The 22,542-nt window shown below is 48.4% G+C and carries 22 protein-coding genes; 15 read left to right on the top strand and 7 right to left on the bottom strand.

Annotated features, from left to right (window positions below):
* Positions 1-270 precede the first annotated feature (270 nt).
* From CUJ83_RS04180 to CUJ83_RS04195, 4 genes are all read right to left on the bottom strand, one after another.
* The gene (locus CUJ83_RS04180; RefSeq protein WP_230740946.1) at positions 271-2,568 is read right to left on the bottom strand and encodes an arylsulfatase; all 2,298 of its coding nucleotides are present in this window, start codon (positions 2,566-2,568) and stop codon (positions 271-273) included.
* Between the two features lie 227 nt (positions 2,569-2,795).
* Positions 2,796-3,257 (bottom strand): universal stress protein, encoded by a 462-nt coding sequence (locus CUJ83_RS04185; RefSeq protein ID WP_230740948.1) that lies wholly within the window; start codon positions 3,255-3,257, stop codon positions 2,796-2,798.
* A gap of 18 nt (positions 3,258-3,275) precedes the next feature.
* Positions 3,276-4,373, bottom strand: a complete 1,098-nt coding sequence (locus CUJ83_RS04190) for a sodium:calcium antiporter (protein WP_230740950.1) — start codon at positions 4,371-4,373, stop codon at positions 3,276-3,278.
* Positions 4,374-4,555: 182 nt separating this feature from the next.
* Positions 4,556-5,128, bottom strand: coding sequence for a Chromate resistance protein ChrB (locus CUJ83_RS04195; protein WP_230740952.1), 573 nt, complete (start codon positions 5,126-5,128; stop codon positions 4,556-4,558).
* A gap of 719 nt (positions 5,129-5,847) precedes the next feature.
* Between CUJ83_RS04195 and CUJ83_RS04200 the strand changes: the two genes are divergently transcribed.
* From CUJ83_RS04200 to CUJ83_RS04250, 11 genes are all read left to right on the top strand, one after another.
* Positions 5,848-6,552, top strand: coding sequence for a TetR/AcrR family transcriptional regulator (locus CUJ83_RS04200; RefSeq protein ID WP_230740954.1), 705 nt, complete (start codon positions 5,848-5,850; stop codon positions 6,550-6,552).
* A gap of 206 nt (positions 6,553-6,758) precedes the next feature.
* On the top strand, positions 6,759-7,712 hold the full coding sequence (locus tag CUJ83_RS04205) for an SAM-dependent methyltransferase (RefSeq protein WP_230740956.1): 954 nt from the start codon (positions 6,759-6,761) through the stop codon (positions 7,710-7,712).
* 14 nt (positions 7,713-7,726) lie between these two features.
* Positions 7,727-8,737, top strand: a complete 1,011-nt coding sequence (locus tag CUJ83_RS04210; protein WP_230740958.1) for an ABC transporter ATP-binding protein — start codon at positions 7,727-7,729, stop codon at positions 8,735-8,737.
* Positions 8,738-9,844, top strand: coding sequence for an ABC transporter permease (locus CUJ83_RS04215; RefSeq protein WP_230740960.1), 1,107 nt, complete (start codon positions 8,738-8,740; stop codon positions 9,842-9,844).
* 52 nt (positions 9,845-9,896) lie between these two features.
* A complete protein-coding gene (locus tag CUJ83_RS04220) occupies positions 9,897-10,994 on the top strand; it encodes an ABC transporter permease (RefSeq protein WP_230740961.1) in 1,098 nt (365 codons plus the stop codon).
* Positions 10,995-11,123: 129 nt separating this feature from the next.
* The gene (locus tag CUJ83_RS04225; RefSeq protein WP_230740963.1) at positions 11,124-12,272 is read left to right on the top strand and encodes a pyridoxal phosphate-dependent aminotransferase; all 1,149 of its coding nucleotides are present in this window, start codon (positions 11,124-11,126) and stop codon (positions 12,270-12,272) included.
* Positions 12,273-12,424: 152 nt separating this feature from the next.
* The gene (locus CUJ83_RS04230) at positions 12,425-13,144 is read left to right on the top strand and encodes a YkgJ family cysteine cluster protein (RefSeq protein WP_230740965.1); all 720 of its coding nucleotides are present in this window, start codon (positions 12,425-12,427) and stop codon (positions 13,142-13,144) included.
* Positions 13,145-13,260: 116 nt separating this feature from the next.
* Positions 13,261-14,040, top strand: a complete 780-nt coding sequence (locus CUJ83_RS04235) for a TIGR00341 family protein (RefSeq protein WP_230740966.1) — start codon at positions 13,261-13,263, stop codon at positions 14,038-14,040.
* Positions 14,041-14,259: 219 nt separating this feature from the next.
* A complete protein-coding gene (locus tag CUJ83_RS04240; RefSeq protein ID WP_230740968.1) occupies positions 14,260-14,916 on the top strand; it encodes a TetR/AcrR family transcriptional regulator in 657 nt (218 codons plus the stop codon).
* 10 nt (positions 14,917-14,926) lie between these two features.
* Positions 14,927-16,012 carry a radical SAM/SPASM domain-containing protein gene (locus CUJ83_RS04245; protein WP_230740970.1) on the top strand — a complete coding sequence of 362 codons (1,086 nt, stop codon included), beginning with the start codon at positions 14,927-14,929 and terminating at the stop codon, positions 16,010-16,012.
* Between the two features lie 26 nt (positions 16,013-16,038).
* Positions 16,039-16,983, top strand: a complete 945-nt coding sequence (locus CUJ83_RS04250) for a 4Fe-4S dicluster domain-containing protein (RefSeq protein WP_230740973.1) — start codon at positions 16,039-16,041, stop codon at positions 16,981-16,983.
* A 38-nt stretch (positions 16,984-17,021) separates the two neighbouring features.
* Here CUJ83_RS04250 and CUJ83_RS15635 read toward each other — a convergent pair whose 3' ends face one another.
* Positions 17,022-17,144, bottom strand: a complete 123-nt coding sequence (locus tag CUJ83_RS15635; RefSeq protein WP_255668330.1) for a hypothetical protein — start codon at positions 17,142-17,144, stop codon at positions 17,022-17,024.
* Between the two features lie 69 nt (positions 17,145-17,213).
* Here CUJ83_RS15635 and dps point away from each other — a divergent pair, with 69 nt between their 5' ends.
* Positions 17,214-17,768 carry a DNA protection during starvation protein gene (gene dps, locus CUJ83_RS04255; protein ID WP_230741322.1) on the top strand — a complete coding sequence of 185 codons (555 nt, stop codon included), beginning with the start codon at positions 17,214-17,216 and terminating at the stop codon, positions 17,766-17,768.
* Between the two features lie 25 nt (positions 17,769-17,793).
* Here the strand turns inward: dps and CUJ83_RS04260 are convergent, their stop codons facing one another.
* Complete coding sequence (locus CUJ83_RS04260; RefSeq protein WP_230740975.1) at positions 17,794-18,612, bottom strand: ZIP family metal transporter; 819 nt, start codon at positions 18,610-18,612, stop codon at positions 17,794-17,796.
* A 110-nt stretch (positions 18,613-18,722) separates the two neighbouring features.
* Between CUJ83_RS04260 and CUJ83_RS04265 the strand changes: the two genes are divergently transcribed.
* Complete coding sequence (locus CUJ83_RS04265; RefSeq protein WP_230740977.1) at positions 18,723-18,917, top strand: hypothetical protein; 195 nt, start codon at positions 18,723-18,725, stop codon at positions 18,915-18,917.
* A gap of 1 nt (position 18,918) precedes the next feature.
* On the opposite strand, the gene CUJ83_RS04270 is transcribed toward CUJ83_RS04265, so the two are convergent.
* On the bottom strand, positions 18,919-20,487 hold the full coding sequence (locus CUJ83_RS04270) for a replication factor C large subunit (RefSeq protein ID WP_230740979.1): 1,569 nt from the start codon (positions 20,485-20,487) through the stop codon (positions 18,919-18,921).
* Positions 20,488-20,541: 54 nt separating this feature from the next.
* Between CUJ83_RS04270 and CUJ83_RS04275 the strand changes: the two genes are divergently transcribed.
* Both CUJ83_RS04275 and CUJ83_RS04280 read left to right on the top strand, forming a co-directional pair.
* The gene (locus CUJ83_RS04275; protein WP_230740981.1) at positions 20,542-21,525 is read left to right on the top strand and encodes a methanogenesis marker 2 protein; all 984 of its coding nucleotides are present in this window, start codon (positions 20,542-20,544) and stop codon (positions 21,523-21,525) included.
* The gene (locus tag CUJ83_RS04280; RefSeq protein WP_230740983.1) at positions 21,526-22,539 is read left to right on the top strand and encodes an isocitrate/isopropylmalate dehydrogenase family protein; all 1,014 of its coding nucleotides are present in this window, start codon (positions 21,526-21,528) and stop codon (positions 22,537-22,539) included.
* The last annotated feature ends 3 nt before the right edge of the window (positions 22,540-22,542 follow it).

The raw sequence follows: 22,542 nt of genomic DNA on the forward strand, positions 1-22,542 counted from the left end.
AAAAAGACCGTTTTCAGACAAAAAATCACAAAAAAACCAACAAACCCCACAACCATCCGCATACCAACCACCAAAAAACACGACCACTACCAACCAAACCCAAAAAACACAAGCACGGGAACACTGGTTTCTGTGTTTCTGTGAGGTTACGTGTCTACCTGCCATCCGACAGGAACAACGGCAGAACATCGATCCCATAATGGATGTATACACATCTTACAGATCTTTACATAGGCCATCAAAAAGTTTCTTGGGAAAAAAGATGAGGCTCTATTGCCTCATCATCGCGACCTTTGTCTCAGCTTCCGGACTAAGATGCTTTTTACCGCTTAGCTCTATCAGCACTTTTTTGATCGTACCCGTAAACTTGAACGGAGTGTTGTACTCTTCTGTTACGGGCGATCCGAAGTCACATCCTATGTCAAAGCTCTCGCTTGCGGAGTAGATATGAGGCACCGTATGAGGTATTTTCGCCTCTCCTACTTTTTTATCGTTGATCGTCAGGATGCCTTTGCCAGTATTTTCACCGGTCTTTTTGAACTCGAAGCCTATCTTCACTTCGCCCGATGGGACGTTAGTATCGGACCTGACATAATACCTGGTGCCGACAAAGTTGTGGCAATAGACAAGCTTTTTGTCCTTGATGTAAAGGCTCCATCCCGCTGGAACTCCTCCGATGGCGCATATCACGCCTTCGGCCCCGCTCTTCGGTATTTCTACATATGCCGTTATCGTATGCGAGCGGTTCTTTACGTTGGGAGCGCTGCCTTCAGGTATCCGCACGGCGCCGGGATAGAACGTGAATTTAGTGCGCTCTTCAAGCTCTTCCCTGGCCTGTATGCGCTCGTGGAACCTGTCGTCCAGCGGCAGCACGTTATATTTACCTGCCTCCGCCCACCATAGCTCTACGAGTTCCCTTAATTTTTCAGGGTGTTTATCGGCCAGGTCATGGCACTCAGAAAAGTCATCTTCGACGTTATACAGTTCCCATTTATCCTCGTCGAAGGTCCACCTCGAGCCGCTTTCCCACGGAAGCCTGCCGTGATATGTGACCGCCTTCCAGCCATTATACCATATGGCCCTGTTACCCAGCATTTCAAAATACTGGATGGGTTTTTTTGTCGGCACTTTACCATCGTTGAACGAATAGAGCATGCTCACTCCTTCTATCCGCTTTTGCTGGTATCCGCCTATCTCCTCAGGTGGCTCGATACCTACTGCCTCAAGTATCGTCGGGACTATATCGATGGCATGGTGGAACTGGGACCTTATCTCGCCTCTGGCGCTTATGCCCATGGGCCAGTGTACGACCATCGGGTCTTTGATGCCTCCATAGTGTGTATACTGCTTATACCACTTGAACGGCGTGTTACCGGCCTGTGTCCATCCTACGGGGTAGTGGTTGTATGATCTCGGGCCGCCGATCTCATCTATCATATCCAGGCTTTCTTCAACCGTCTCAGGTATCGCGTTGGCCCATCTCATCTCATTGACGGACCCGGTGAGCCCGCCTTCGGCGCTTGCCCCATTATCGGATATGATGAAGATGAGGGTATTATCCAGGTCCCCAATTTCTTTCAGGAATTCGACAAGCTTTCCTATCTGGTGATCCGTATGCGACAGGAATCCTGCGAAGACTTCCATAAATCTTGCGAACAGCTTCTTTTCATCGGCAGAAAGGTCTTTCCATGCCTGGACTCCCGGATTTGGCGGGGCCAGTTCCGTGTTTTTAGGCACGATACCCATTTTCTTCTGCCTGGCAAGCGTCTCTTCACGCGCTTTGTCCCAGCCCTTATCGAATTTGCCCTTATATTTATCGCTCCATTCCTCAGGAACATGGTGCGGGGCATGGCAGGCGCCAAAGGCGAGGAACATGAACCATGGCTTGTCGGGCGCGACGGATTCATGGTTCGCTATGAATAATTTTGCCGTATCTGCAAGGTCTTCGCTCAGGTGGTAGCCTTCATGCATGAGCTTCGGGGGCTCTATCGGGTGGTTATCCCAGTACAGCGAAGGAGCATACTGGTTGCATTCGCCGCCCAGGAAGCCGTAAAACCTGTCGAACCCCATCATCTCTCCCGTCGGCCACCTGTCATAAGGCCCTGCGGGGCCGGTCTCGTTATCCGGCGTATTATGCCACTTTCCGAGACAGAATGTATTATACCCGTTCTCTCTCAGCATAGCGGCTACGGTCGCCTTGTCCTTTGGCATGCGGCCGTTGTAGCCGGGGAACCCTGTAGCCAGTTCGGTGATGGAAGCCATTCCTACCGAGTGATGGTTACGGCCCGTCAACAGGCATGCTCTAGTAGGCGAGCAAAGCGCTGTCGTATGAAAGTTATTATATCGGAGGCCGTTTGCGGCCAGTTTATCCATATTGGGCGTCTCTACAGGCCCGCCATAGCACGACATCTGGCCAAAACCCACGTCGTCAAGCACTATTATCAAAATGTTAGGCGCTCCGGGCGGTGATCTTATCTGTTCCGGCCACCATGGCTCCGACTCTGCGTAAGTGCGGCCAATGGTGCCTCTAAACTCATCAGTACTGTAAGTCCTTTTTCCGTTTACCATTACGATCCATCCATATAGTAAAAACGTTAATTCAATACACACCACTACCAAGAAATTATTATATATGATACAAAATAAAATTGAAAAATAAGCCTGACCGGCGATTTTTGTTAGGAAATGAAAAATTGATGTCGGTGAATAGCAAGTTATAGAGTTGAGATAAATAGAGTATAAATTATCCCCTGGCGTGCGTATCTAAACGCCAGGGTTTAAAAATGAAAAATTAATTATCTTTTTCTTACAAGCATCACGGGGCACTTAGCATGCCTGAGCACCTTCTCGGAAACACTTCCGATCAGCACTCTTTCTATGGCGGACATACCTATTGAGCCAATGACGATACAATTAACGCAAAGCTGCTCCGCGACCTTGATTATGGTATCTGCAGGCGCTCCTTTCATTATGATCTCTTCGCACTCAACATTATTTTCCCTGCATATGTCCCTGATCTTACTCGTCGCCTCATTACCGGATCGTTCCAGTGCCTGTAAACCTTCCGAATAGTGGATCCCCGTACGGAATGCCATATCGGTGTTGACCACATTTAGAATGTATACTTTCGAGCCCAGCTCTTTTGCAAGGTATACGGCATGTTCCCCGGCAAAATATGAATAGTCCGAACCGTCGGTCGGCACCAGTATTTTTGAGTATTTTATATCCTGCATGATCGTCCCTTTCCTTTCAGTCACTTTCTTTACTCTCGCAGATCATATGGTCATCAATACGAGCGCGATGAACCCCAGATATAGCAATCCGCCTATCATCAATCCTGACATTTTTATCTCCTTATGGCTGGATTCGATGTAGAGTATCACGGCCGATAATAATGCGATACCGATGGCCGATCCCTGTAAGAATCCGATCTTGTCGGTGATGTCGAGGTGCCATCCTGTCAGGAGGATACCTATCGTTACAGGTATGCAGCTCTGGAATACCATTGCACCGGTTATGTTGCCTATCGCGAAAGTGTCTTTCCTCTCGCGTATCCAGAGCAGGCTGTTAAACTTCTCAGGCAGCTCAGTAGCTATCGGCGCCACTATCAAAGCCAGAATGAGCGGGGCGATTCCCAGTACTACGGCGATTTCCTCTATCTGGCCTACAAAGAGGTTGGCACCTAGAATGATCACTCCAAGGGACAATATCACCTGGAGGATTATCAACGCAGTAGCCGGCTCTCTTAATAGTTTTTTAGGCCTTAAAGCGCTGCCTCCGTCCACCGGGCATTCAACAGGCTCCCCGGACCTTCCCGTACATTTCCTGATGATGCCGTCCATGTAGAGATCCTTGAGCTCTTCCCCGTCTCCGCAAGCCTGTTCTCCGGTCTTTAGCGTATATATCGTGTATACTATATAAAGCGGGATGAGTAAGAATCCCAGGGCGGTCTTGAACAAGTCGTACTCCGGCGGCACGAATGCAGCTATAGCCGCACAGCCGTATGCCAGTAAGAAGAACTTAAGGTCACGCCTTATTAGCAGACCGTTGATGTGAAGCGTTTTTGTGCCGCGCCTGCGTGCGAACATGAACACGGAAAGCCCGCAAACAAAGAGCGCGAGAGTCGCAAGCATGAACGGGGCGCCAAGTATCGCTCCCACACCTATTTCATGTCCGGCATCACCGCCGATGGTCAATATGGCGATCAACGGCACTATTGTCTCCGGCAGGGCAGTGCCCACCGCAGCCAGTATACTGCCTACGGCGCCTTCGGATAGCTTAAAACGTCTGCCGGTCCATTCTACGCCGTTCGTGAACAGCTCACACCCGAACAATATTACAACGAAGCTCAGGAAAAATATTACTAGATCCATTTACCCATCTCCATTTTTAAAATGTATCTTTCCACACTGCGATTTTGATCTTATGAAACTCAATTTGCGCTATTTCCGCCCATGTGTAATGAGTATCTATTGGGTTTCGATAACCCGAATTTACGGTGTATTTCATATTAACGCCCCTTTGTGAGGGATTATATCAACATGGCACTTATTCTCTATTCGTCCTTGTAGGTTATTTCATTGTCAGGAACGTCTATTCCTTCGTTAGCGTATACCGATCTTGCGAAAGTCTGAAGCCTCTGGCGGCAGCTGTCGAAAGCGCTGGCTGCATCCTGCGATTTCTTATTATTGAAATAATCCCTGGCGCGGATCTTTCTCAGCCAGCTTGTAAGCTTATGCAGCTCTTCCTCATTCTCGTCGAGCTCTGCGAAAGTGAATTTCTTTTGCTCGATCTCAGTCTCAAGCTCTTTCAAAAAATCGTCGCATTTGTCTATGAACTCGACATAGTCCTGATCGATGTTCTTGATGAACGTATCGATGAGGCCGGCCTCGATCTCTGAGCCAAAAGCTTTTGCGATAAATATGGACGCGTTCCCTTCGTGATCATTCACATACGAGCGAAGCTCGTTCATGAATTGCTCGCTCTTAGATGAATGTGGCAACACCCATACTCCGTTATGTATGCTTATAGCTCCGACGGCACGCATGCGCCGCCATACCATCACTCGCAGGCTGGATGGCGATGATGGCAATTGTGATAAGAATAGCATCCATTCAACATCAGACATGTTACATGTAACAAATGTTACTTTTGATATATAACACTATCTAAAATAGATGGGCAACATTATAATTTAAATTGATATGATGGTGTGGTAACATGGATTTTTTTGGGATCAATTGGGGATCAAGAATGGGCGGCATCTCTCTAGGTTAATGTAATACCGGTCAAGAACTTGAGTGCCCGGGACGGGCCATGATCCATCCGTATGTCCATGAGCCCGACTTCCTTAAACCATATTATGTTTTCAATAACACTAACGATAGCATAGAGATCACGTTCGATGTTATTATGGTGAGATCGAAGGAAGATAAACTGATACCGGAAATCGGCCCGTTAAATGGTAATTTTTTATCTATCGAATCAACTAGAACTGTAATATTTTAACAGTAGGCTTTATAATGACCTTATCTTCACTGGCTGATAATAGGCCTGTACCAGAAGCGGTTTTGGATCGAGGTCAAAAGACGTTTATGACGGGCTTTATTGTGAGAACATCATTCCCTATGATCATGAAGCGATATTTCTTAAGTATGGCGGCAGACGATGAAGCAAAAAAGAAAATCCACGACAGGCCTTATGATGGTAGGGCTCTGGGGTAAGGAAAACCGGACATAATTTATTTTCCATTTAACATAGGCTTATTGAATACGGGTTACATATATTACCTGAAGTTATTTTAATAAAGTTTATTTATTATATATGATTAGATAACAAATGGTCAGGATGTCGATAAAAGAATTAAAAGAAAGGGAAAAAGAGCAGAGGCGTAACTATATTGTCGATGTCGCGGAGAGATTGTTCTTCTCCCGGGGCTATGATAACGTCTCGATGGAGGATATCGCGAAAGAGGTCGGGTTTAACAAGGCCACGCTTTATCTTTACTTCAAGAGCAAAGATGCATTATTTTTTGCCATTGTCCTGCGCGGTGCCCGGATCATGGACGCTGCGTACGCGGAAGGCGCGAAGAAAGGTACCGACGGCCTGAGTAAATTATGGGCAATGCGCCTGGAGTTCTATGAATTCTCCCGGTTATACCCCGACTATTTCCGTGCGTTATGCTACTCTGGCGGGGAAAGGTTCCATAAAGCCGATGACGAGGCCGCAAAAGAGGTTCTGGGCATCCTTGTAAAAAACACGAAGATCATTACTGATACAGTCACCGAAGGTATTGAGGACGGCTCTATCAGGAATGATATCGATCCGCTGGAATTGACGATCTACCTCGGCGTATCGAACCTTGGCGTATTGAACGTCGATCCAGGCTATCAAAAAATATTGGAGGCCAAAGGTATCAGTTTTGATAAATTCGTGAAGGACTTCCATCGTTTTATTATCCCTGCGATCGCGAACCGCCCTGTAGATGACCTGGCCTACGCCAAAGGCAGCGACACGGGAAAGCGAAAACGATCCCGCACTAAAAAACAATGATCAGGCTAACATCCTGCGATATATACTTTTTACCCCGATCCGCCGGCAAGAAAAATGCCGGTATCTTTTCCATTTATAGCTGCACCAGCCTGTTATCTCTCAATACCATACTTTTATATAGTTATATAACCACAAGTTATTATTGTAACTAATAGTTATATTAATTATAGATCTCGATAAACGCAAGTTAACGGGTAGTGATTAACATGTCTATCAAGGAAAACAAGGGGCATGAGCCAGTGCAGAAACCTGCATGTGATACAGGTCCGGATAAAAATAATATGACGAGGAACGGGCCCAGCCACATGGCCGAGGGTATCGCTTTCAACCGTTTTAGCGAATCTTTAAAGCCTGAGGGCGAACGGATATGTTATGACCCGTACGCTGTCCGTTTCATTAGTCAGGATACACTGGATTTTAGTCGTCGGAACCCGGACGAGGCAAGGAAGAGGTGGGAGCGGCTAAATTCCTCTCTGCCCGGGGTTTATAATTCGATCGTGGCCAGGGTCAGGTTTTTTGATGATATCGTAAGTTCTTCTGTCGACGAAGGGATCGATCAGATAGTCATCCTGGGTGCAGGATACGATACCAGGGCATACCGTATCGAAGGAATAAAAAAAGGCATGAAGGTCTTTGAAGTCGACCATCCTGTCACCCAGAGCGTTAAAACTGAAAAGGTCATGGAGATCTTCGGCTCACCCCCGGACCATGTAGTATACGTGCCTGTCGACCTTGAAGCTGAAGAGCCAGGCCTACGACTTACGGAAATGGGGTATGACAGGGCATGCAGGACTCTTTTCATCATGGAGGGGCTTGTCATGTACATTTCGCCGCATGCCGTGGAAAGGATATTGTCCTTCATGGCAAAAAATTCGGGCGCAGGAAGTGCCGTAATTCTCGATTATTTCCCTCAGTCCTTAGTTGACGGGACCTGCGATCTGGAAGTCGGTAAGAACCTGCGGAAGTATGTGGAACAGCAGGGAGAGCCCATAAAATTCGGCATAGATGACGGGTCTATAGAAAATTTCCTCTCTCAAAGGGGTTTCTCTCAAGTAAGGAATGTGACATGCGATGATTATAAAAGAGCGTATTTCCACGGTAAAAATGAAAACAGAGAGGTATGCAGCCTGTTTTCATTTGTCTATGCTATGATAGGATAAGAATGGCTGATATCATGTCAGAGAATGATCTTAATGCAGGGTCCCTGCTGTTGAACAAAGATAATTTTAACGTAATAGAGATAAGATATCTCACGAAGAACTATGGTAAATTTTCAGCCGTTTGCAATATGTCGCTAAGCGTAAAGCAGGGCGAAATATTTGCCATGCTGGGCCCAAATGGCGCGGGCAAGACCACCACCGTGGAGATTCTTGAGTGTATAAAGACTCCTACAGCCGGTTTTATAAGTATTCTCGGCGAAAACATACTTTATGCCCCTGCCGGCAATATTTTCATGGTCCAGGATGCAAATTTTAATGGCATTAAGGAAAAGATCGGCGTGCTTCCGCAGGATTTTAGCGCATTCGACCTTTTAACCGTCTATGAGAATATTGACTATTTTGCGAACATATATCGTAAACACGAAAGCGTGGATGGCCTGATCGATTTTCTGGGGCTTAAGGACAAGAGAAATGTTTTGTTCAAGAACCTTTCGGGAGGACTGAAAAGGCGTGTAGGGATTGCCATTGCCCTTGTCAATAATCCCGAGATCGTATTTTTGGATGAGCCGACCACGGGACTGGACCCGAAGGCCAGAAGGGACGTATGGGAGGCGATAAAGTCTCTTAAGGCAAGGGGCAAGACGGTTTTTTTGACGACGCATTACATGGACGAAGCGTATTACCTCGCCGACAGGGTATGCATTGTTAATAAAGGCAGCATCATCGCCGAGGGATCCCCGGAAGATCTTATCAATGAGTATGGCGGCGGCAACACACTCGTAATAAGGGAATGCGGCTCAGATGCTATATGCCGGTTGGTCGAAGAGATCCCCGAATCTAATGTCGTTGGTAGAGATGTGCAGGTAAAGTTGCCTAAAGATGGTGGCATGGCCATCATAGCAAAGGCAGTATCGATCATTAACTCAGGGAATTTTTCATGCAAAGAGCTCTATGTTAAAAAATCAACGCTTGAGGACGTATTTTTAAATCTGACTGGCGAAAAGCTCACCGAAAGAGGGCAGTGAATGTCACGTATCGCCAACGAGATAAAGTACAGCCTGATACAATTCTTCAGGAGCAGGCAATCGATATTTTTGGCATTCATATTACCAATTATTTTACTGATAGTACTTGGATACCTATTGGGCGGGCAATCCGATTCCATAACGCTATATTATGCAGACAGGGACGTTTCGCAGGCTTCGAAAGCATTCATAGGGACTCTGGAAGGCACCGGATCTTTCATCATGGAAGACGGGTCGGGAAAGGACCTGGCACAATTACTCAATGACGGCGAGTTATCTGTATATATAGAGATACCTCAAGGGTTCGAGAAAAATGTAACGAACGCTAAGTCTACCGGAGCCGCATCCGGCGCTGTGATCGATGTCTTTTATGACCCATCCAAGATATCCTTATACGATCTTATCTTCATTATGCGACAGGCGATAGATGATTTCAGCATGGGGATGACCGGTACAAGGGAGATCATTGCATTAAATTCGCAGGATGTGGTAACATCAGGTATCAGTTACATCGAATTCCTTGTCCCGGGTATCATTGGCATGTGTATGATGTTTTCCGCCGTGAACCTTACTGCGGGTACTATGGTCCGGTATCAGGTTACCGGCATTTCACGAAAGCTTGAGACGACCCCGATGTCCACTATAGAATGGAACGCTTACCGGATCATAACGGGCACGATCATTGTGTTTTTATCCGTGGCAGTAACGCTATTTGCCGCATGGGCCATTTTCGGAGTAGTGCCGGGCATTAATGTCTTATCGATATTGATGCTTATCACGGGGTCGGTCATGTTCACGGGTCTCGGGATGACCGTAGCATTCCTCTCCGAAGATAACGAGTCGGCAAATGCGGCTGCGTTCGCGATCACAATACCTTTGATGCTGATCTCGGGGTCATTCTACCCGATAGACCAGCTTCCCTGTATGTTATTCTTTATTGCGGCTTTTTCCCCGCTGACATACATGAATGACGGGCTCAGGAGCGCGATGTTCAGCTATGATACCGGTGACGCCATAGCAAACTTGCTCATCTGCGTCGCGCTTTGTGTCATTATCTTTTGCGTCGGCGTGGCGATCCTGAGCGGAAAGGAGGGACAGTCATTATAGTGAAAAAGGCATGTCATCGCCTTCTTCCAGCATATTGTGGAGGAATGAGCATATGTCAAAGATCATAACCGAGATCAAGTATTGCATGATCCAGTTCTTTAGAAATAAGGGGGCTGTCTTCTTTGTTTTCGTCATGCCTGTCATTTTCCTGGTCCTGATCGGGTACCTTTTTGGCGGGCAGGCAGTTTCCCGGACATTATATTACAATGACTGTGATGTCTCCATGACTTCGGGCTCCATTATCAATGCATTGAACGCGACAGGAGCTTTCGAACTTTATGACGGTTCAGGTATGGACCTTGCGCAGTTACTTAAAGACGGTAAAATATCCGCATATATCGAGATACCATATGGCTTCGAAAAAAATATGGCTGCTGTGAAGTCATCAGAAAATTCAGACAATGTTATTATGAATCTATATTATGACGGGTCGAAGCAAACCTCTATGCCTGTAGTGTCGGTCGTGCGGCAGTCCATCGACCAGGCCAATATGGATATGGCAGGAACAAGTGAGCTCGCAGCCATAAGCGTACATGAGGCTGGCGGATCCTCGAATAGCTATATGGGGTTCCTTGTCACCGGGATAATCGGCATGTGCATAATGTCGGGGGCCATAAACCTGGCAGCAGGGACGATATCCGGATACAGGGCGACCGGTGTGTTCCGAAAGCTAGCTACAACGCCATTGTCGCGGATCGAGTGGAACATATCAAGGACCATTGCATGGTCCTTCATCATACTTCTCTCCGTGGCGATCTCCCTGCTAATAGCGCTGATCTTATACCGGGTACTTCCCGCGTTCAATATCCTGTCCATGTTGCTTATGATCTCAGGATCGATCATGTTCACGGAGCTCGGGATGATCATGGCATATGTTTTCAAGGAGGGGGGATCTGCGCAGACGATAGCCTTTACCATAACTCTGCCTTTGATGTTCATTTCCGGGTCACTTTTCCCGATAGGGAACTTACCGGGATTCCTTCAATTAGTGGCTGCAGTATCCCCTTTGACATACCTGAATAATGGCCTTAGAAGCTCTATGATAACGGGCAACTTCGGGGATGCTTTCACCGATCTGGTCATAGTCGGAGCGCTCGGTATAGTATTCTTCTGTATCGGGGTCGTGTTACTTAAATGGAAAGAGGACTGACCTTCCGGCTATACTTAGTATTATTTCCGCAAGCCAGCGAGCATAAATGCCGGAAACACTTATCAACACCTTTGAATAAATTGCGTATGGCCAATGAGGCAATGACATTATATCCGGGAAAGTGTGCTCATGTTATCAAAGAAAGCCGGTAAGATACCTCCCTTCCACGTCATGGAAGTGCTGGAAAGAGCCCAGGAGCTTGAGCGCTCGGGCAGGTCTATAATCCATCTGGAGGTCGGCGAGCCTGACTTCCCTACGCCTCCACACATAGTCGAGGCCGCGAACAAGGCTCTTCAGGCAGGCGAAACAAAGTATACTCACAGCCTGGGATTACTGCAGTTGCGGGAAGCGGTAGCAGAGTCATATAAACGGAAATTTGATGTCGATTTTTGCGCCGATCAGGTCATCGTCACATCGGGAACAAGCCCGGCCATGCTGCTGCTATTCATGGGTCTTCTGGAGCGGGGAGACGAAGTCATAATGTCGAATCCCCATTATGCGTGCTATCCTAACTTTGTGGAGTATGTCGATGGTAAGCCCGTATTCGTATATACCCGGGAGGAGAATGGTTTCAGCTTAGGGCCTGAGTCTGTCGCGGACGCGATCACTTCCAGAACAAAAGCTATATTGATCAACTCTCCGTGCAATCCTACCGGACATGTGATGAGCTCTAAGGATTATCGCGGCATTTGTGAGGTCGCCGGGGATGTCCCTGTTATTTCCGATGAGATATACCAGGGCCTTGTGTATAAGGGGAAAGATCACTCAGTCCTGGAATATACGGATAACGCGTTCGTATTGAACGGCTTTTCCAAGCTGTATGCTATGACGGGATGGAGGCTGGGATACCTGATAGCGCCGAAAGACTGTATCAGGCCTCTGCAAAAGCTCCAGCAAAACTTCTTTATCAGCGCCAATAATTTTGTGCAGCATGCAGGGGTAGCAGCCCTTCTCGGGCCTCAGGATCACATCAAGGAAATGGTCGCCGAGTATGACCGCCGCAGGAAATATATTTTAAAGCGGCTCAACGGCATGGGCTTAATCGTAAAAAGCGAACCTTCAGGGGCTTATTACGTCCTCGCTAACGCAAAAGAGTTTAGCTCGAACTCACTTGAGCTTAGCAGGAACATTCTCGAGGAAGCGGGAGTGGCAGTGACACCGGGAATAGATTTCGGGAAAGGGGCTGAAGGATATCTGCGTTTCTCATATTCGAATAGTTTCGAAAATATCAAAGAAGGCATGGATAGGGTGGAGAAATATCTTCAATGTCATAGTTAACACTCTCTTTTTGGCAGTCTAACTATATCCCATTTAAAATAGCCTGTCTTTAGCAAATCATGTATTTTAGTTATAACCCGGACATTTCCGGATGTGCCGGCTATACAGCTTATATTTATATCATGATCACACAAGAGCCATAGATATGATAAATGCAGGTGATCGAAATAGCTAATGATCGTATCTACGACAGGATCGAGGATCTAAAGGCGGAACTTAGCGAACTTATTGATTACCCGGAAGAGCGGTTTATCGAGATAATCAAGGACGTAGGGTTCGAGTGTGACCTTTGCGGCAAATGCTGTACAAGAGAGTTTAACGACCATGCCTTTCTGCTCGATGCTGATGTAGACCGGATAAAAATGATCGATCCGGATGCACTGGTGCCTGCACCATACTATGAATATTGCGACCAGCACGGAAGGTTCTACGTGTCCGGATATGCGCTTCGCTTTAAGGCTGACGGCTCTTGCTATTTCCTGGAAAACGGAAGATGCAGGATCTATGATGAGCGGCCTGCTATCTGCCGTATCTACCCTTACATGCTACACAGGGAGGAAGGCGAGGACGGCAAGGTAGACTGGCGCCAGATAAGCGGCCTTAACGAGCATGGGTTCTATAATGCGGATATCGAAGACGAAGTCTGCCGGAAAATGGCCGTCGAGACAAAAGAGTACGAGGCGGCATTCCTGAATCAGGAGATACGGTTCAGCGAGCTGATACAGGAACATTTCGAGAAAAACGGCCTGAAACATGTTAAAGGAGTATATGACCGCCGTATCAGGCAATTTAAAGGCGGCGCTGAGATCGAGGTTTTCGTGTTCCATAATGGCGCTCTTGAAAAGAACACGGTCACAAAGACGGATCATTAGATCATTCAATTCGTGCTCCAATATCATTCTCTTTTTTATCTGGATAAAGGCAATGTAAATTGAGATTATACACGTCAAGCTTTAAATTTTCATTTTCCGACCTATTTTTACCCGTTATGAACGATAAAAAGCATGACGTAGAGGAAAAGGTCGAGCGCGAGGCGGAGCCTATAGAAGTCAGTGAAGTAGGTGGCGATGTCGAGCTTATAGAAAAGCTCCTTAAATCCGAGCCCAGGACGGATAAGCTTGACGCTCAGCTTATATCTCTTACCATAATGTCCGGCATAGTCGCCTTGATAGGGCTGTTCCTGAACAACGCGGCCATCGTTATAGGCGCCATGGTCATATCGCCTTTACTCGCCCCGGTATACGCCCTGAGTATCTATGCGGTCATGGGCAGGTATCGGGAAGCGCTTGAAAACCTCCGGGTGCTGATCATACTTATCATCCTCATAATGGTCTTTTCGGCTATCATGACCTTTGTATTTTCATTTTTCTGGTCGCTGCAGATCACTCCCGAGATACTATCAAGGACGAAAGGGCATGAAATATTGATCATGATGGCAGTGATCCTCGGCATGGCTGTCGTCATCGCCCATACGAGGGGGTTTCCGGATACGATTATAGGCATCGGCATTGCTATCGCGCTCATACCTCCCGCGGTAGTCACCGGCCTGAGCTTTGTGATATACAGAGAAGGGTTCTTACCTGCCCTGATACTCACCATAAATAACATACTCGGGCTCATCATCGGCAGTTTCCTGGCGTTGATATCCCTGGGAGTAGGGCCGAAGTGGTATTTTAAAAAAGAGGAATCAAAAAAGATATTGATAAGGATCCTTGTACTGCTGGTCGTAATACTGGTCATTCTGACGATCCTGATGAACCTCCTGTGATGATGTTATTGTTCCTTTTTCTGTAAGCGGGGGCAACTGTATTATATGGGGGAAGTCTATTTTTTTGCATTTTAGCGACCGACCGGTCGGTAGTTTTATATACTTAGAGGATATCATTACTCTTTGTGAGCGACCGACCGGTCGGTAGTAAGATGCGATGAATAAATTATCACTCCGACAATGGCCGGTCCTATATAGTCTATACTGGATATGGTCAAGATGGCTGACAAAAAACAACAGATAACCGAAGTAAAGATCAAGGCGGCATCCGTGGCGTCCACGAAGGACAGGATACTCGATGCAGCGCTGGAACTTTTCGCCAGGAAAGGCTTTGACGCCGTTTCCATGCGTGAGATAGCGGAGGAAGTGGGAATTCAAAAAAGCTCACTATACAGCCATTTCAAGAGCAAGGACGAGATACTGGACGGTATTATGGAATTTCCAGCGACGGAGTTGACGTTGGTGGGTCCCAAGGAAGAACTTGATACGCTTATTGATAATCTGGGGCTTGAAGGCTTCATGATGATGTCAAACGGCGTGTTCCGGGACTGGATGAAGAGCCAGAAGATGGAAAAAGTATGGAGGGTGCTATGTATCGAGATGTACCACAATGAGAAGATACAGGCGTTCTTTTCAAATTTTATCGATGGTGCGATCTCTTTCTGGACTCTGGTATTCAGCAAAATGGCCGCGAAAGGTATGATAAAGCCATTGGACCCGGCAGTCCTGGCAAACGAATACTTCGGCCAATACATTTACCTGTTCATCGAGTACTTCCTGATAAAATATGATAATACACCCGGCTCGTTTAAAAGAATGGCTGAAAAGTCCATCGAAGGCCATATGATATTCTTTGTCGAGGCATTAAAAAAGTAGAGGGGAAAACATGGATAATAACGGTAACGGTAACTACATTGATCTGATCAACGATCTTATAAAAGGCATATTTAACGATGCTATAAGGGCGTCTTTTAAAGACCCCGGCATGGCGGCATTCTTCCTTAAGACAATGTTGTGGCAGAAGAAGGCGGCATCTGTAAGGCAGGAGAACGAGGAGAGCGGGATGCATGTACCGCCAGTAATGATTTTAAGCGTGACCGACCGGTGCAACCTTCACTGCGCGGGATGCTACGCACAGAACCTGCCCAGGGCGAAAGAGCCCGAGATGAGCGAGGAAAAGCTCAGGAGCATGCTTAAGGAGGCAAAAGAGATGGGGATATCCATAGTCGTTCTGGCAGGCGGCGAGCCGCTGGTCCGCCCCGAGATATTCAACGTGACGAAGGATTTCCCGGACATCATCTTCACGATGTTCACGAACGGCACGCTGATCGACGATAAAGTCCTTCTGCAGTTCAAGTCGCAAAAGAATGTGATCCCTGTCCTCAGTATCGAAGGCTACGAGGAGACCACTGATCTCAGGAGGGGCAAAGGCGTATACGAGCACCTTCAGAGAATGATGGCGAAGCTGAACGAAAAAGGCATATTTTTCGGAGTATCCATGACCGTCACCCGGTCGAACTACGTCACTGTCGCAGGAGAAGAGTTCATCCATAAGCTAAGGGGCCAGGGGTGCAAGGCTTTCTTCTTCATCGAGTATAGCCCAGTAAGGCCGGAGACTGAGCACTGGGTATTGACCGAAGAGCAGAGAGCAGGATTGTTAAAGGCTATGGCGTCTTATCGTGAGAGGCTGCCCGGCGTCTATGTCGCGTTCCCCGGAGACGAGAAGGCTTTCGGAGGATGCCTGTCTGCCGGAAGAGGCTTTATACACGTGAGCGCGTCAGGTAACCTTGAGCCATGCCCGTTCGCTCCGTTCTCCAATACCAGCGTGAAGAACATGTCACTCAAAGAGGCTTTACAGTCCGACTTTCTCAGGACGATACGCGAGAACCATGAAGAGCTTATGGAATCCGATGGCGGCTGCGCCATATGGAAGAAGCGCGAATGGGTAAGCTCGCTGCTGGAGCAGGCATAGGTCCGGAGTAACAGGTCGCTGATCATATGGGTATCATTGAGGGTGCAAAATCAAGATATGTGGCATACAGGTTAAACCGTATAAAAAACATGGAGCTATCGTTAAATAAGGGCAAAGGCCGTATCCCGGCCGCAGCCACTTCACCCGACAGGCTTCTGCCGAACAGGCTTGAGATAACGCTGAAGACTCTTCCGAAGCAGCTTTCCATCGCGAAGGGGATGGAGCTTGCGTCTCTGTCTATACACAAAAATCCGGATACTCCGAAAGAGGAAGCTGACGAGAGCTTTTTAAGCGGGTTTGAGGAATACGCCCATATGCTGGGCATAGCAAAGATAGGCTATACAGAAGTGCCGCCGGAATATATCTTCAAGGACCGCTCGATCGCGTATACGCATGCAATAGTCCTTATTTATGAGATGGACAAAAGGGCGATAGACAGCGCTCCAGGCCCCGAGACACAGGCGATGGGCATAACTACCTATGATGAACTCGGGCAGAAGACCAACGAGCTTACAGATTATCTCAGAAAGAACGGGTTCGCGGCAGAGGCAGGGCATCCTGCAGGAGGTCCAGTAATGCATCCGAGGCTGGCTCATAAGGCCGGGCTGGGACATCACGGACGGAACGGCCTCCTCATAACCCCCGAATTTGGTCCGAGGCAGAGGATCTCGGCGATATTTACAAGCATAAAGAACCTGCCTGTTACAGATAATGACATGCATTCCTGGGTTCCCGGGTTCTGTGCGTCATGCGGTAACTGCATCAGGGTATGCGCGGGCAATGCGCTCTATTGCTCGCCTGTTACGCATGCGGACGGCAGGCTCACTTTCATGGACAGCGTTAAATGTACGGGCTGCACGCTCTGTATGAAGGAGTGCTCTTTCAATAAAGGGAAATACGAGGGTATTAAGAAGGCTTATATGAAGAAGGCTGAAAGGAAGATCGCGCCAACAATAATGAGCCAAAGGTAGATGAAGAGGTATGGCGGATGGCAGGTATGCCACGATCGTCATACTGGCCGGGCTGGCATGACGGCGGCAGAACTGATGCCCGGAACAAACGGGTCGTGTCTAAAACGGGGCTTGTTGGCAGCATTAAGAATGTTCTCTACCTTTGTCAGAAATCTGGCCATTTATTTTTATTAATACATTTTAATAAAATTTAAATACCTGTCCTCTTTTCAATTATCTAGGTGGATCGAATGGGGAAAGTGTCCAGAGAAATAGTTGAAAATGCAGGCATAGACGTAAATAAGCTTTTGGATATGCTCGTCAGGGCGGCTGCGGCGGAACTCACGACATATTATTACTATACCATATTAAGAGCCCACACTACCGGGATGGACGGAGAATCGATAAAGGAGATAGTAGAGGACGCCAGGCTTGAGGACAGGCTTCACTTTGAAACGCTATGTCCCAGGATCTATGAACTTGGCGGAGATATTCCGCGAGATATCAAGGAATTTGCCGGTATGGCCGCATGCAAAGATGCCTACTTGCCCGAAGATAAAAGCATTAAGAGCATACTTAATGTTCTGCTTGAGGCGGAAAGATGCGCAATACGGATATATCAGGGGATCTGTAGCTACACTCACGGAAAGGACTTCAGGACATATGACATATCGCTGGCTATCCTGCATGAGGAGATAGAGCACGAAGCATGGTTCGAGGAATTACTGACCGGTAAACCTTCCGGGCACTTTAGACGGCGCGCGCCGGGAGAAGGGCCTTACACACAAAAATTCAGGCACATTTAGCTCTTTTAAGGCTCTTCAATATTTTTTAACTAAAAGCCACATCCAGGAGCATCATCACGGCAAAGCCGATCATGAAGCCTATAGTAGGTATCTTTGAATCTGACATTTTTTTAGACTCGGGAATGATCTCTTCCACTACTATGTATACCATCGCACCCGCTGCAAATCCCAGCACGTAAGGCAATAAAGATAACGAGATAAATATGGTCGCGGCCCCTACCAGGCCTGCCAGCACCTCTACGAAACCTGTGATCTGACCGTACCAGAAACTTCTCAAACGGGACATACCTTCCCCGTACAGCGGCATAGACACGGCTATCCCCTCGGGAAGGTCCTGTATGCCGATGCCGATGGTCAAAAGGATAGCGCCTGCCAGCGAGGCCGGGTGTATTCCGGCCGCAGCCGACGCGAACGCGACCCCGATGGCGAGGCCTTCAGGTATATTATGTAACGTGATGCCTATGAAAAGCATGTTTATGCTATGTTTTGCATCCCCATTTTTCAGGGACTTGAAAGGGTAGCCGTTCTCAAACCTGATGAGCGCTTTATCGATACCCCATAAAAAAACGGCTCCTGTCGAAAACCCTATCAAAACAGGCATCCAGACAGGCACATCATTGATCCGTGACACCTCGATCGCGGGCAGTAATAACGACCAGAAGCTTGCTGCCAGCATGACACCGCCGGCGAAGCCAAGCAGGCCGCCGAGCATCTTCCTGTCTATCTTTTTTGGCAAAAATACTGTAGCGGCTCCTGCAGCGGTCATGATCCACAGGTATGTCGTCCCGATCAACGTTTGTGTAATGGGGCTGCATGTTTCCATGAACTTCAGGATGTCTAACATACGTCGCATTATAAATTAAAATATAAAAATATAAATTAAATTCGAGTTTAATCAAAAACCATGCATAATGTTCTTTAACCTTATAGTAGAACTTATCAGCGGTCATATCTATGGATGAAAGGATGAAGAAACGGCTCGTGGCGGTCATAGGCATAATCATCGCTTTTTGGGGCCTCACTGCCCTTATCGGCGGGATACTTTACAGGAACGGCACACTACAGTTCATCGGGTTTATATCGATATTAATAGCCTATGGATTTACTTATCTATTAAAAAAGATGAAAAAACAGGAAGGGAGCCAATAACCTAAAAGTCAAAGAGCGTCCTCTGCTTTTTTGGCCTGTCTTCCTCTAATGCTTCTTCCTTTTTCTCTTCAGCATTGGCAAGGATCTCTGTTTCCTGCGGTGCCGGGTCTATGGTCACTTCTTCAGTCATTGCGGCATCTTCATCCAGCTCGCCGCCGTCCCTTGACCTAGCCTTCGCGGGCTTCTTTCTTCCGGCCTTCTTTTTCTCCTTTTCCTCTGGCTCAGCCTCTTCCGGCTCTACCTCAAGTTTCTTTTCAGGCCTGGAGAAATGCCCGAACACGTCTATCTCGTGCTCTATCTCTTCCTCGATCATCTCGCGGGACTTCCTGTATATCTCGCTTACCTTCTTGGCCGCCTTTTTCGCGTCCAGAAGGTACGCTATCTCGTCCTCGTCCAGCTTAAGCTGCGCGGATAGCCTCACTGCATAATCATTCTTATCGAAAATGAACTTAAGGAACGGTATGTACGTCGATCTTGCCTCAGCCTTCGACGTATGGCATTGCGAACCTATCTTTTTGGCAAGCGAGTCCCTGACAGTTCGGGCTGATTTAGCCCTCCCCAGCTTCTGCCAGTAAGTAGGCGGGCTGTATTTAACGAAACCGCCATACTTGCGCTTACGCGCGTTGTTCACCCCGCACGTCATCATGAAACTGGCATAGCGCCACATGCCGTAGTCCTGGCGCTTCATGACGCGGCCCAGGTACATGTCGGCCTTCGAGATCGCGTCATATCCTGCTTCCAGATCGTCGTCCTCATAGCTGCGCGGCAGGTTCTCGTCAACCCACCCTATGACGTCGTCCGGCCTCTCGTCAAGCTTCCTCATCGCATCAAGCGACTTCGTCATATCGTGCCCGCGGAATATCATGCCCATGACCTTGAACACGGTCTCAGGCACGTCCCTGTCCGCCGTGGACACGTCCTCGACGGTCACTCTTTTGCTGCCCATGGCCGCCGCCTGAAGGTCGTTGATGGCTGAGCGAAGGTCTTTAGTCCTTTCAGCTATCTTCATCAGGGCTTCCGGATCGCAGGATATTTCCTGGTCCGCACATATTTTTTTCAGCACCTTTACGATAGAAGTGGTCAGTATCGACCTGAACGGGATCATAAGGGCGGCTTCTCTCAGCGGTTTTGACATCTCATAAGGGTCGTTCGCGATCATTATGATGGGCTGGTTCGCATTCTTGATGACGTTCAATATCGCCGCCTCTCCGCCTCTATCCGAGGTACCGTGAATGTTATCCGCCTCGTCCAGGATTATAAGCTTCCTGCCGCCCGCGCCCTCGAAAGTGCCCGCCTTCGACGCCGCGCCCGCTATTTTATTTATCGCGTCCTTAGTCCTGGTATCGGAAGCGTTCAGCTCTATATAGTCCCATCCAAGGTCATTTGCAAGGGCTATGGCTGCCGATGTCTTCCCTATGCCCGGCCCGCCGTGCAGGATAACGGCCTTCTTTCCGGTACTGAATGTCTCGGCCCACTGGCGTAAAGCCTTGACTGCGGCATCATTTCCTACGACGTCCTTAAGGGATGTCGGCCTATACTTCTCAGCCCAATCCAGATAGTCCCCGCTCATCGAACCCTATTTCTACCCATAAGTAGATTAATATTTGGATGGTATATTACGCATATGAATCTTGAGAGACTCGCGGAGTCTTTACGGGAATACCTGGGCGCGACCCGTAAGCACTCCATTAAAAACATCGTCAGTGTTTTTGACGAGAAGGGCTCCAACCCGTCGTTCGGGGAGGACGCGGCCATCATTGACCGCGGGGAGGAAGCCCTGTTACTCGCCGCGGACGGTATTTGGGACAAGCTCATGAGAGCCGATCCGGAGTGGTCAGGATACTGTTCCATACTAGTTAACGTTCATGACATTGCCGCCATGGGAGGGCGCCCGCTGGGCATGGTGGACGTGTTTTCATCTAATTCACAGGAAATTAGCGAGAAAGTGCTTAGAGGCATGAAAACAGGCGTGGAAAAGTTCGGAGTGCCCGTAGTGGGCGGCCATGTACATCCCGACACCCCTTATGCGGCTCTGGATGTCGCCATTTTAGGCGTGGTGAGGAAAGACAGTATCATTTATAGCAGCACAGCGCGCCCGGGTGACGATGTCGTGCTCGCGATAGACATGGACGGCCGTGTCCATCCGTCGTGCGACCTTAACTGGGACACCACCTACCTGAAAGAGCCCGCGATCGTGAGGGACCAGCTTAGCGCGATGGTCGAACTGGGCGAGAGCAAGCTTTTGACCGCAGGCAAGGATGTGAGCAACCCCGGCATCATAGGCACGCTCGGGATGCTTCTGGAGGTGTCGGGCGTAGGCGCCGACGTGGATATTAACCTCATTCCGAAGCCGCCAGAGCTCGACCACATGCACTGGCTCAGGATGTATCCGGGAATGGGATTCATCGTGACCTGTACGCCGGAAAACACGGAGAAGGTCATCGAGGTGTTCGCTAACCACAAACTTAATGCATGTAAGATAGGAAAGATAGTGTCCACCCGGAAGCTGGACATCATGAACAGCGAGGGTGAGCGGGCCACGGTATTCGATTTCACCATGCACGACATCACCGGGCTCAGACCAGTAAAAAGCAGGTGTAATGTATAAATGTCTAAAAAAGTAGCAATTATCAAAGGTGACGGCGTAGGGCCGGAATTGGCAGAGTCGGCGATGAAGGTCGTGAAAGCATCGGGCGCGAGCATTGAGTTCCTTCCCTGTGAAGGCGGTGCCGAATGGTGGGAGAAGAACGGCGGCAGCACCTTGATACCGGAAGCTTCATGGAAGCTGATGGATGAGTCCGACGCCGTGTTCAAGGGCCCGACCACGACGCCCGGAGGAGCAGGATCTCCCAGAAGCGTCGCCGTGTCCATAAGGCAGAGGTATGATCTTTACGCTAACGTCAGGCCTATAAAGACATATGCAGGCACTCCGGCGCCGCTGGGCGCAGTCGATTTCGTCTGCGTAAGGGAAGGCACTGAAGGGCTGTACTTCGGAGAAGAAGTAAAGCTCACTGACGATGTCTACATCGCGATCAGGAAGATAACCCGCCCCGCATGCAAGCGCATAGCGAAGTACGCGTTCGAGGAAGCGACCAGGAGAGGATGGAAGTCCGTTGTCGCCATCCATAAGAGCAACATTTTAAAGAAGACCTGCGGCACTTTCCTGGAGGAATGCGAGTCCGTCAGCAAGGATTACCCTAACGTCGAGCTTGAGGAGTATCACATTGACAACATCGCACAGCAGCTTGTCAAGAACCCGACCATATTCAACAATAAGGTCCTGATGTCGACCAACCTGTTCATGGACGTCATCAGCGAGGAATGCTCTGCCCTGGTAGGCAGCATCGGCCTCATATACTCGGCAAACATAGGCGACGACTACGCTATGTTCGAGCCTGCTCACGGAAGCGCGCCAAAGTATAAGGGAATGGATAAGGTCAACCCGGTAGCCACAGTACTTGCGGCAGCATGGATGCTTGACTACCTTGGAGACAAGAAGCGCTCGCAGGCAATATTCTCGGCGACCGAGAAGGTCATCGCGGAAGGCAAGAAGGTCACCTACGACATGGGCGGCGCCGCGAAGTCCAGCGAAATGGTCGAAGAGATCATAAAGAACCTATAAGAA

It is taken from the genome of Methanooceanicella nereidis (assembly GCF_021023085.1).
Classification (GTDB): Archaea; Halobacteriota; Methanocellia; order Methanocellales; family Methanocellaceae; genus Methanooceanicella; species Methanooceanicella nereidis.

Coding starts and splice junctions, on each gene's coding strand:
- CUJ83_RS04180 (WP_230740946.1), bottom strand. CDS start 2,568: ATGGTAAACGGAAAAAGGACTTACAGTACTGATGAGTTTAGAGGCACC.
- CUJ83_RS04190 (WP_230740950.1), bottom strand. CDS start 4,373: ATGGATCTAGTAATATTTTTCCTGAGCTTCGTTGTAATATTGTTCGGG.
- CUJ83_RS04195 (WP_230740952.1), bottom strand. CDS start 5,128: ATGTCTGATGTTGAATGGATGCTATTCTTATCACAATTGCCATCATCG.
- CUJ83_RS04200 (WP_230740954.1), top strand. CDS start 5,848: ATGTCGATAAAAGAATTAAAAGAAAGGGAAAAAGAGCAGAGGCGTAAC.
- CUJ83_RS04205 (WP_230740956.1), top strand. CDS start 6,759: ATGTCTATCAAGGAAAACAAGGGGCATGAGCCAGTGCAGAAACCTGCA.
- CUJ83_RS04210 (WP_230740958.1), top strand. CDS start 7,727: ATGTCAGAGAATGATCTTAATGCAGGGTCCCTGCTGTTGAACAAAGAT.
- CUJ83_RS04215 (WP_230740960.1), top strand. CDS start 8,738: ATGTCACGTATCGCCAACGAGATAAAGTACAGCCTGATACAATTCTTC.
- CUJ83_RS04220 (WP_230740961.1), top strand. CDS start 9,897: ATGTCAAAGATCATAACCGAGATCAAGTATTGCATGATCCAGTTCTTT.
- CUJ83_RS04225 (WP_230740963.1), top strand. CDS start 11,124: ATGTTATCAAAGAAAGCCGGTAAGATACCTCCCTTCCACGTCATGGAA.
- CUJ83_RS04230 (WP_230740965.1), top strand. CDS start 12,425: ATGCAGGTGATCGAAATAGCTAATGATCGTATCTACGACAGGATCGAG.
- CUJ83_RS04235 (WP_230740966.1), top strand. CDS start 13,261: ATGAACGATAAAAAGCATGACGTAGAGGAAAAGGTCGAGCGCGAGGCG.
- CUJ83_RS04240 (WP_230740968.1), top strand. CDS start 14,260: ATGGCTGACAAAAAACAACAGATAACCGAAGTAAAGATCAAGGCGGCA.
- CUJ83_RS04245 (WP_230740970.1), top strand. CDS start 14,927: ATGGATAATAACGGTAACGGTAACTACATTGATCTGATCAACGATCTT.
- CUJ83_RS04250 (WP_230740973.1), top strand. CDS start 16,039: ATGGGTATCATTGAGGGTGCAAAATCAAGATATGTGGCATACAGGTTA.
- CUJ83_RS15635 (WP_255668330.1), bottom strand. CDS start 17,144: ATGGCCAGATTTCTGACAAAGGTAGAGAACATTCTTAATGCTGCCAAC.
- dps (WP_230741322.1), top strand. CDS start 17,214: ATGGGGAAAGTGTCCAGAGAAATAGTTGAAAATGCAGGCATAGACGTA.
- CUJ83_RS04260 (WP_230740975.1), bottom strand. CDS start 18,612: ATGTTAGACATCCTGAAGTTCATGGAAACATGCAGCCCCATTACACAA.
- CUJ83_RS04265 (WP_230740977.1), top strand. CDS start 18,723: ATGGATGAAAGGATGAAGAAACGGCTCGTGGCGGTCATAGGCATAATC.
- CUJ83_RS04270 (WP_230740979.1), bottom strand. CDS start 20,487: ATGAGCGGGGACTATCTGGATTGGGCTGAGAAGTATAGGCCGACATCC.
- CUJ83_RS04275 (WP_230740981.1), top strand. CDS start 20,542: ATGAATCTTGAGAGACTCGCGGAGTCTTTACGGGAATACCTGGGCGCG.
- CUJ83_RS04280 (WP_230740983.1), top strand. CDS start 21,526: ATGTCTAAAAAAGTAGCAATTATCAAAGGTGACGGCGTAGGGCCGGAA.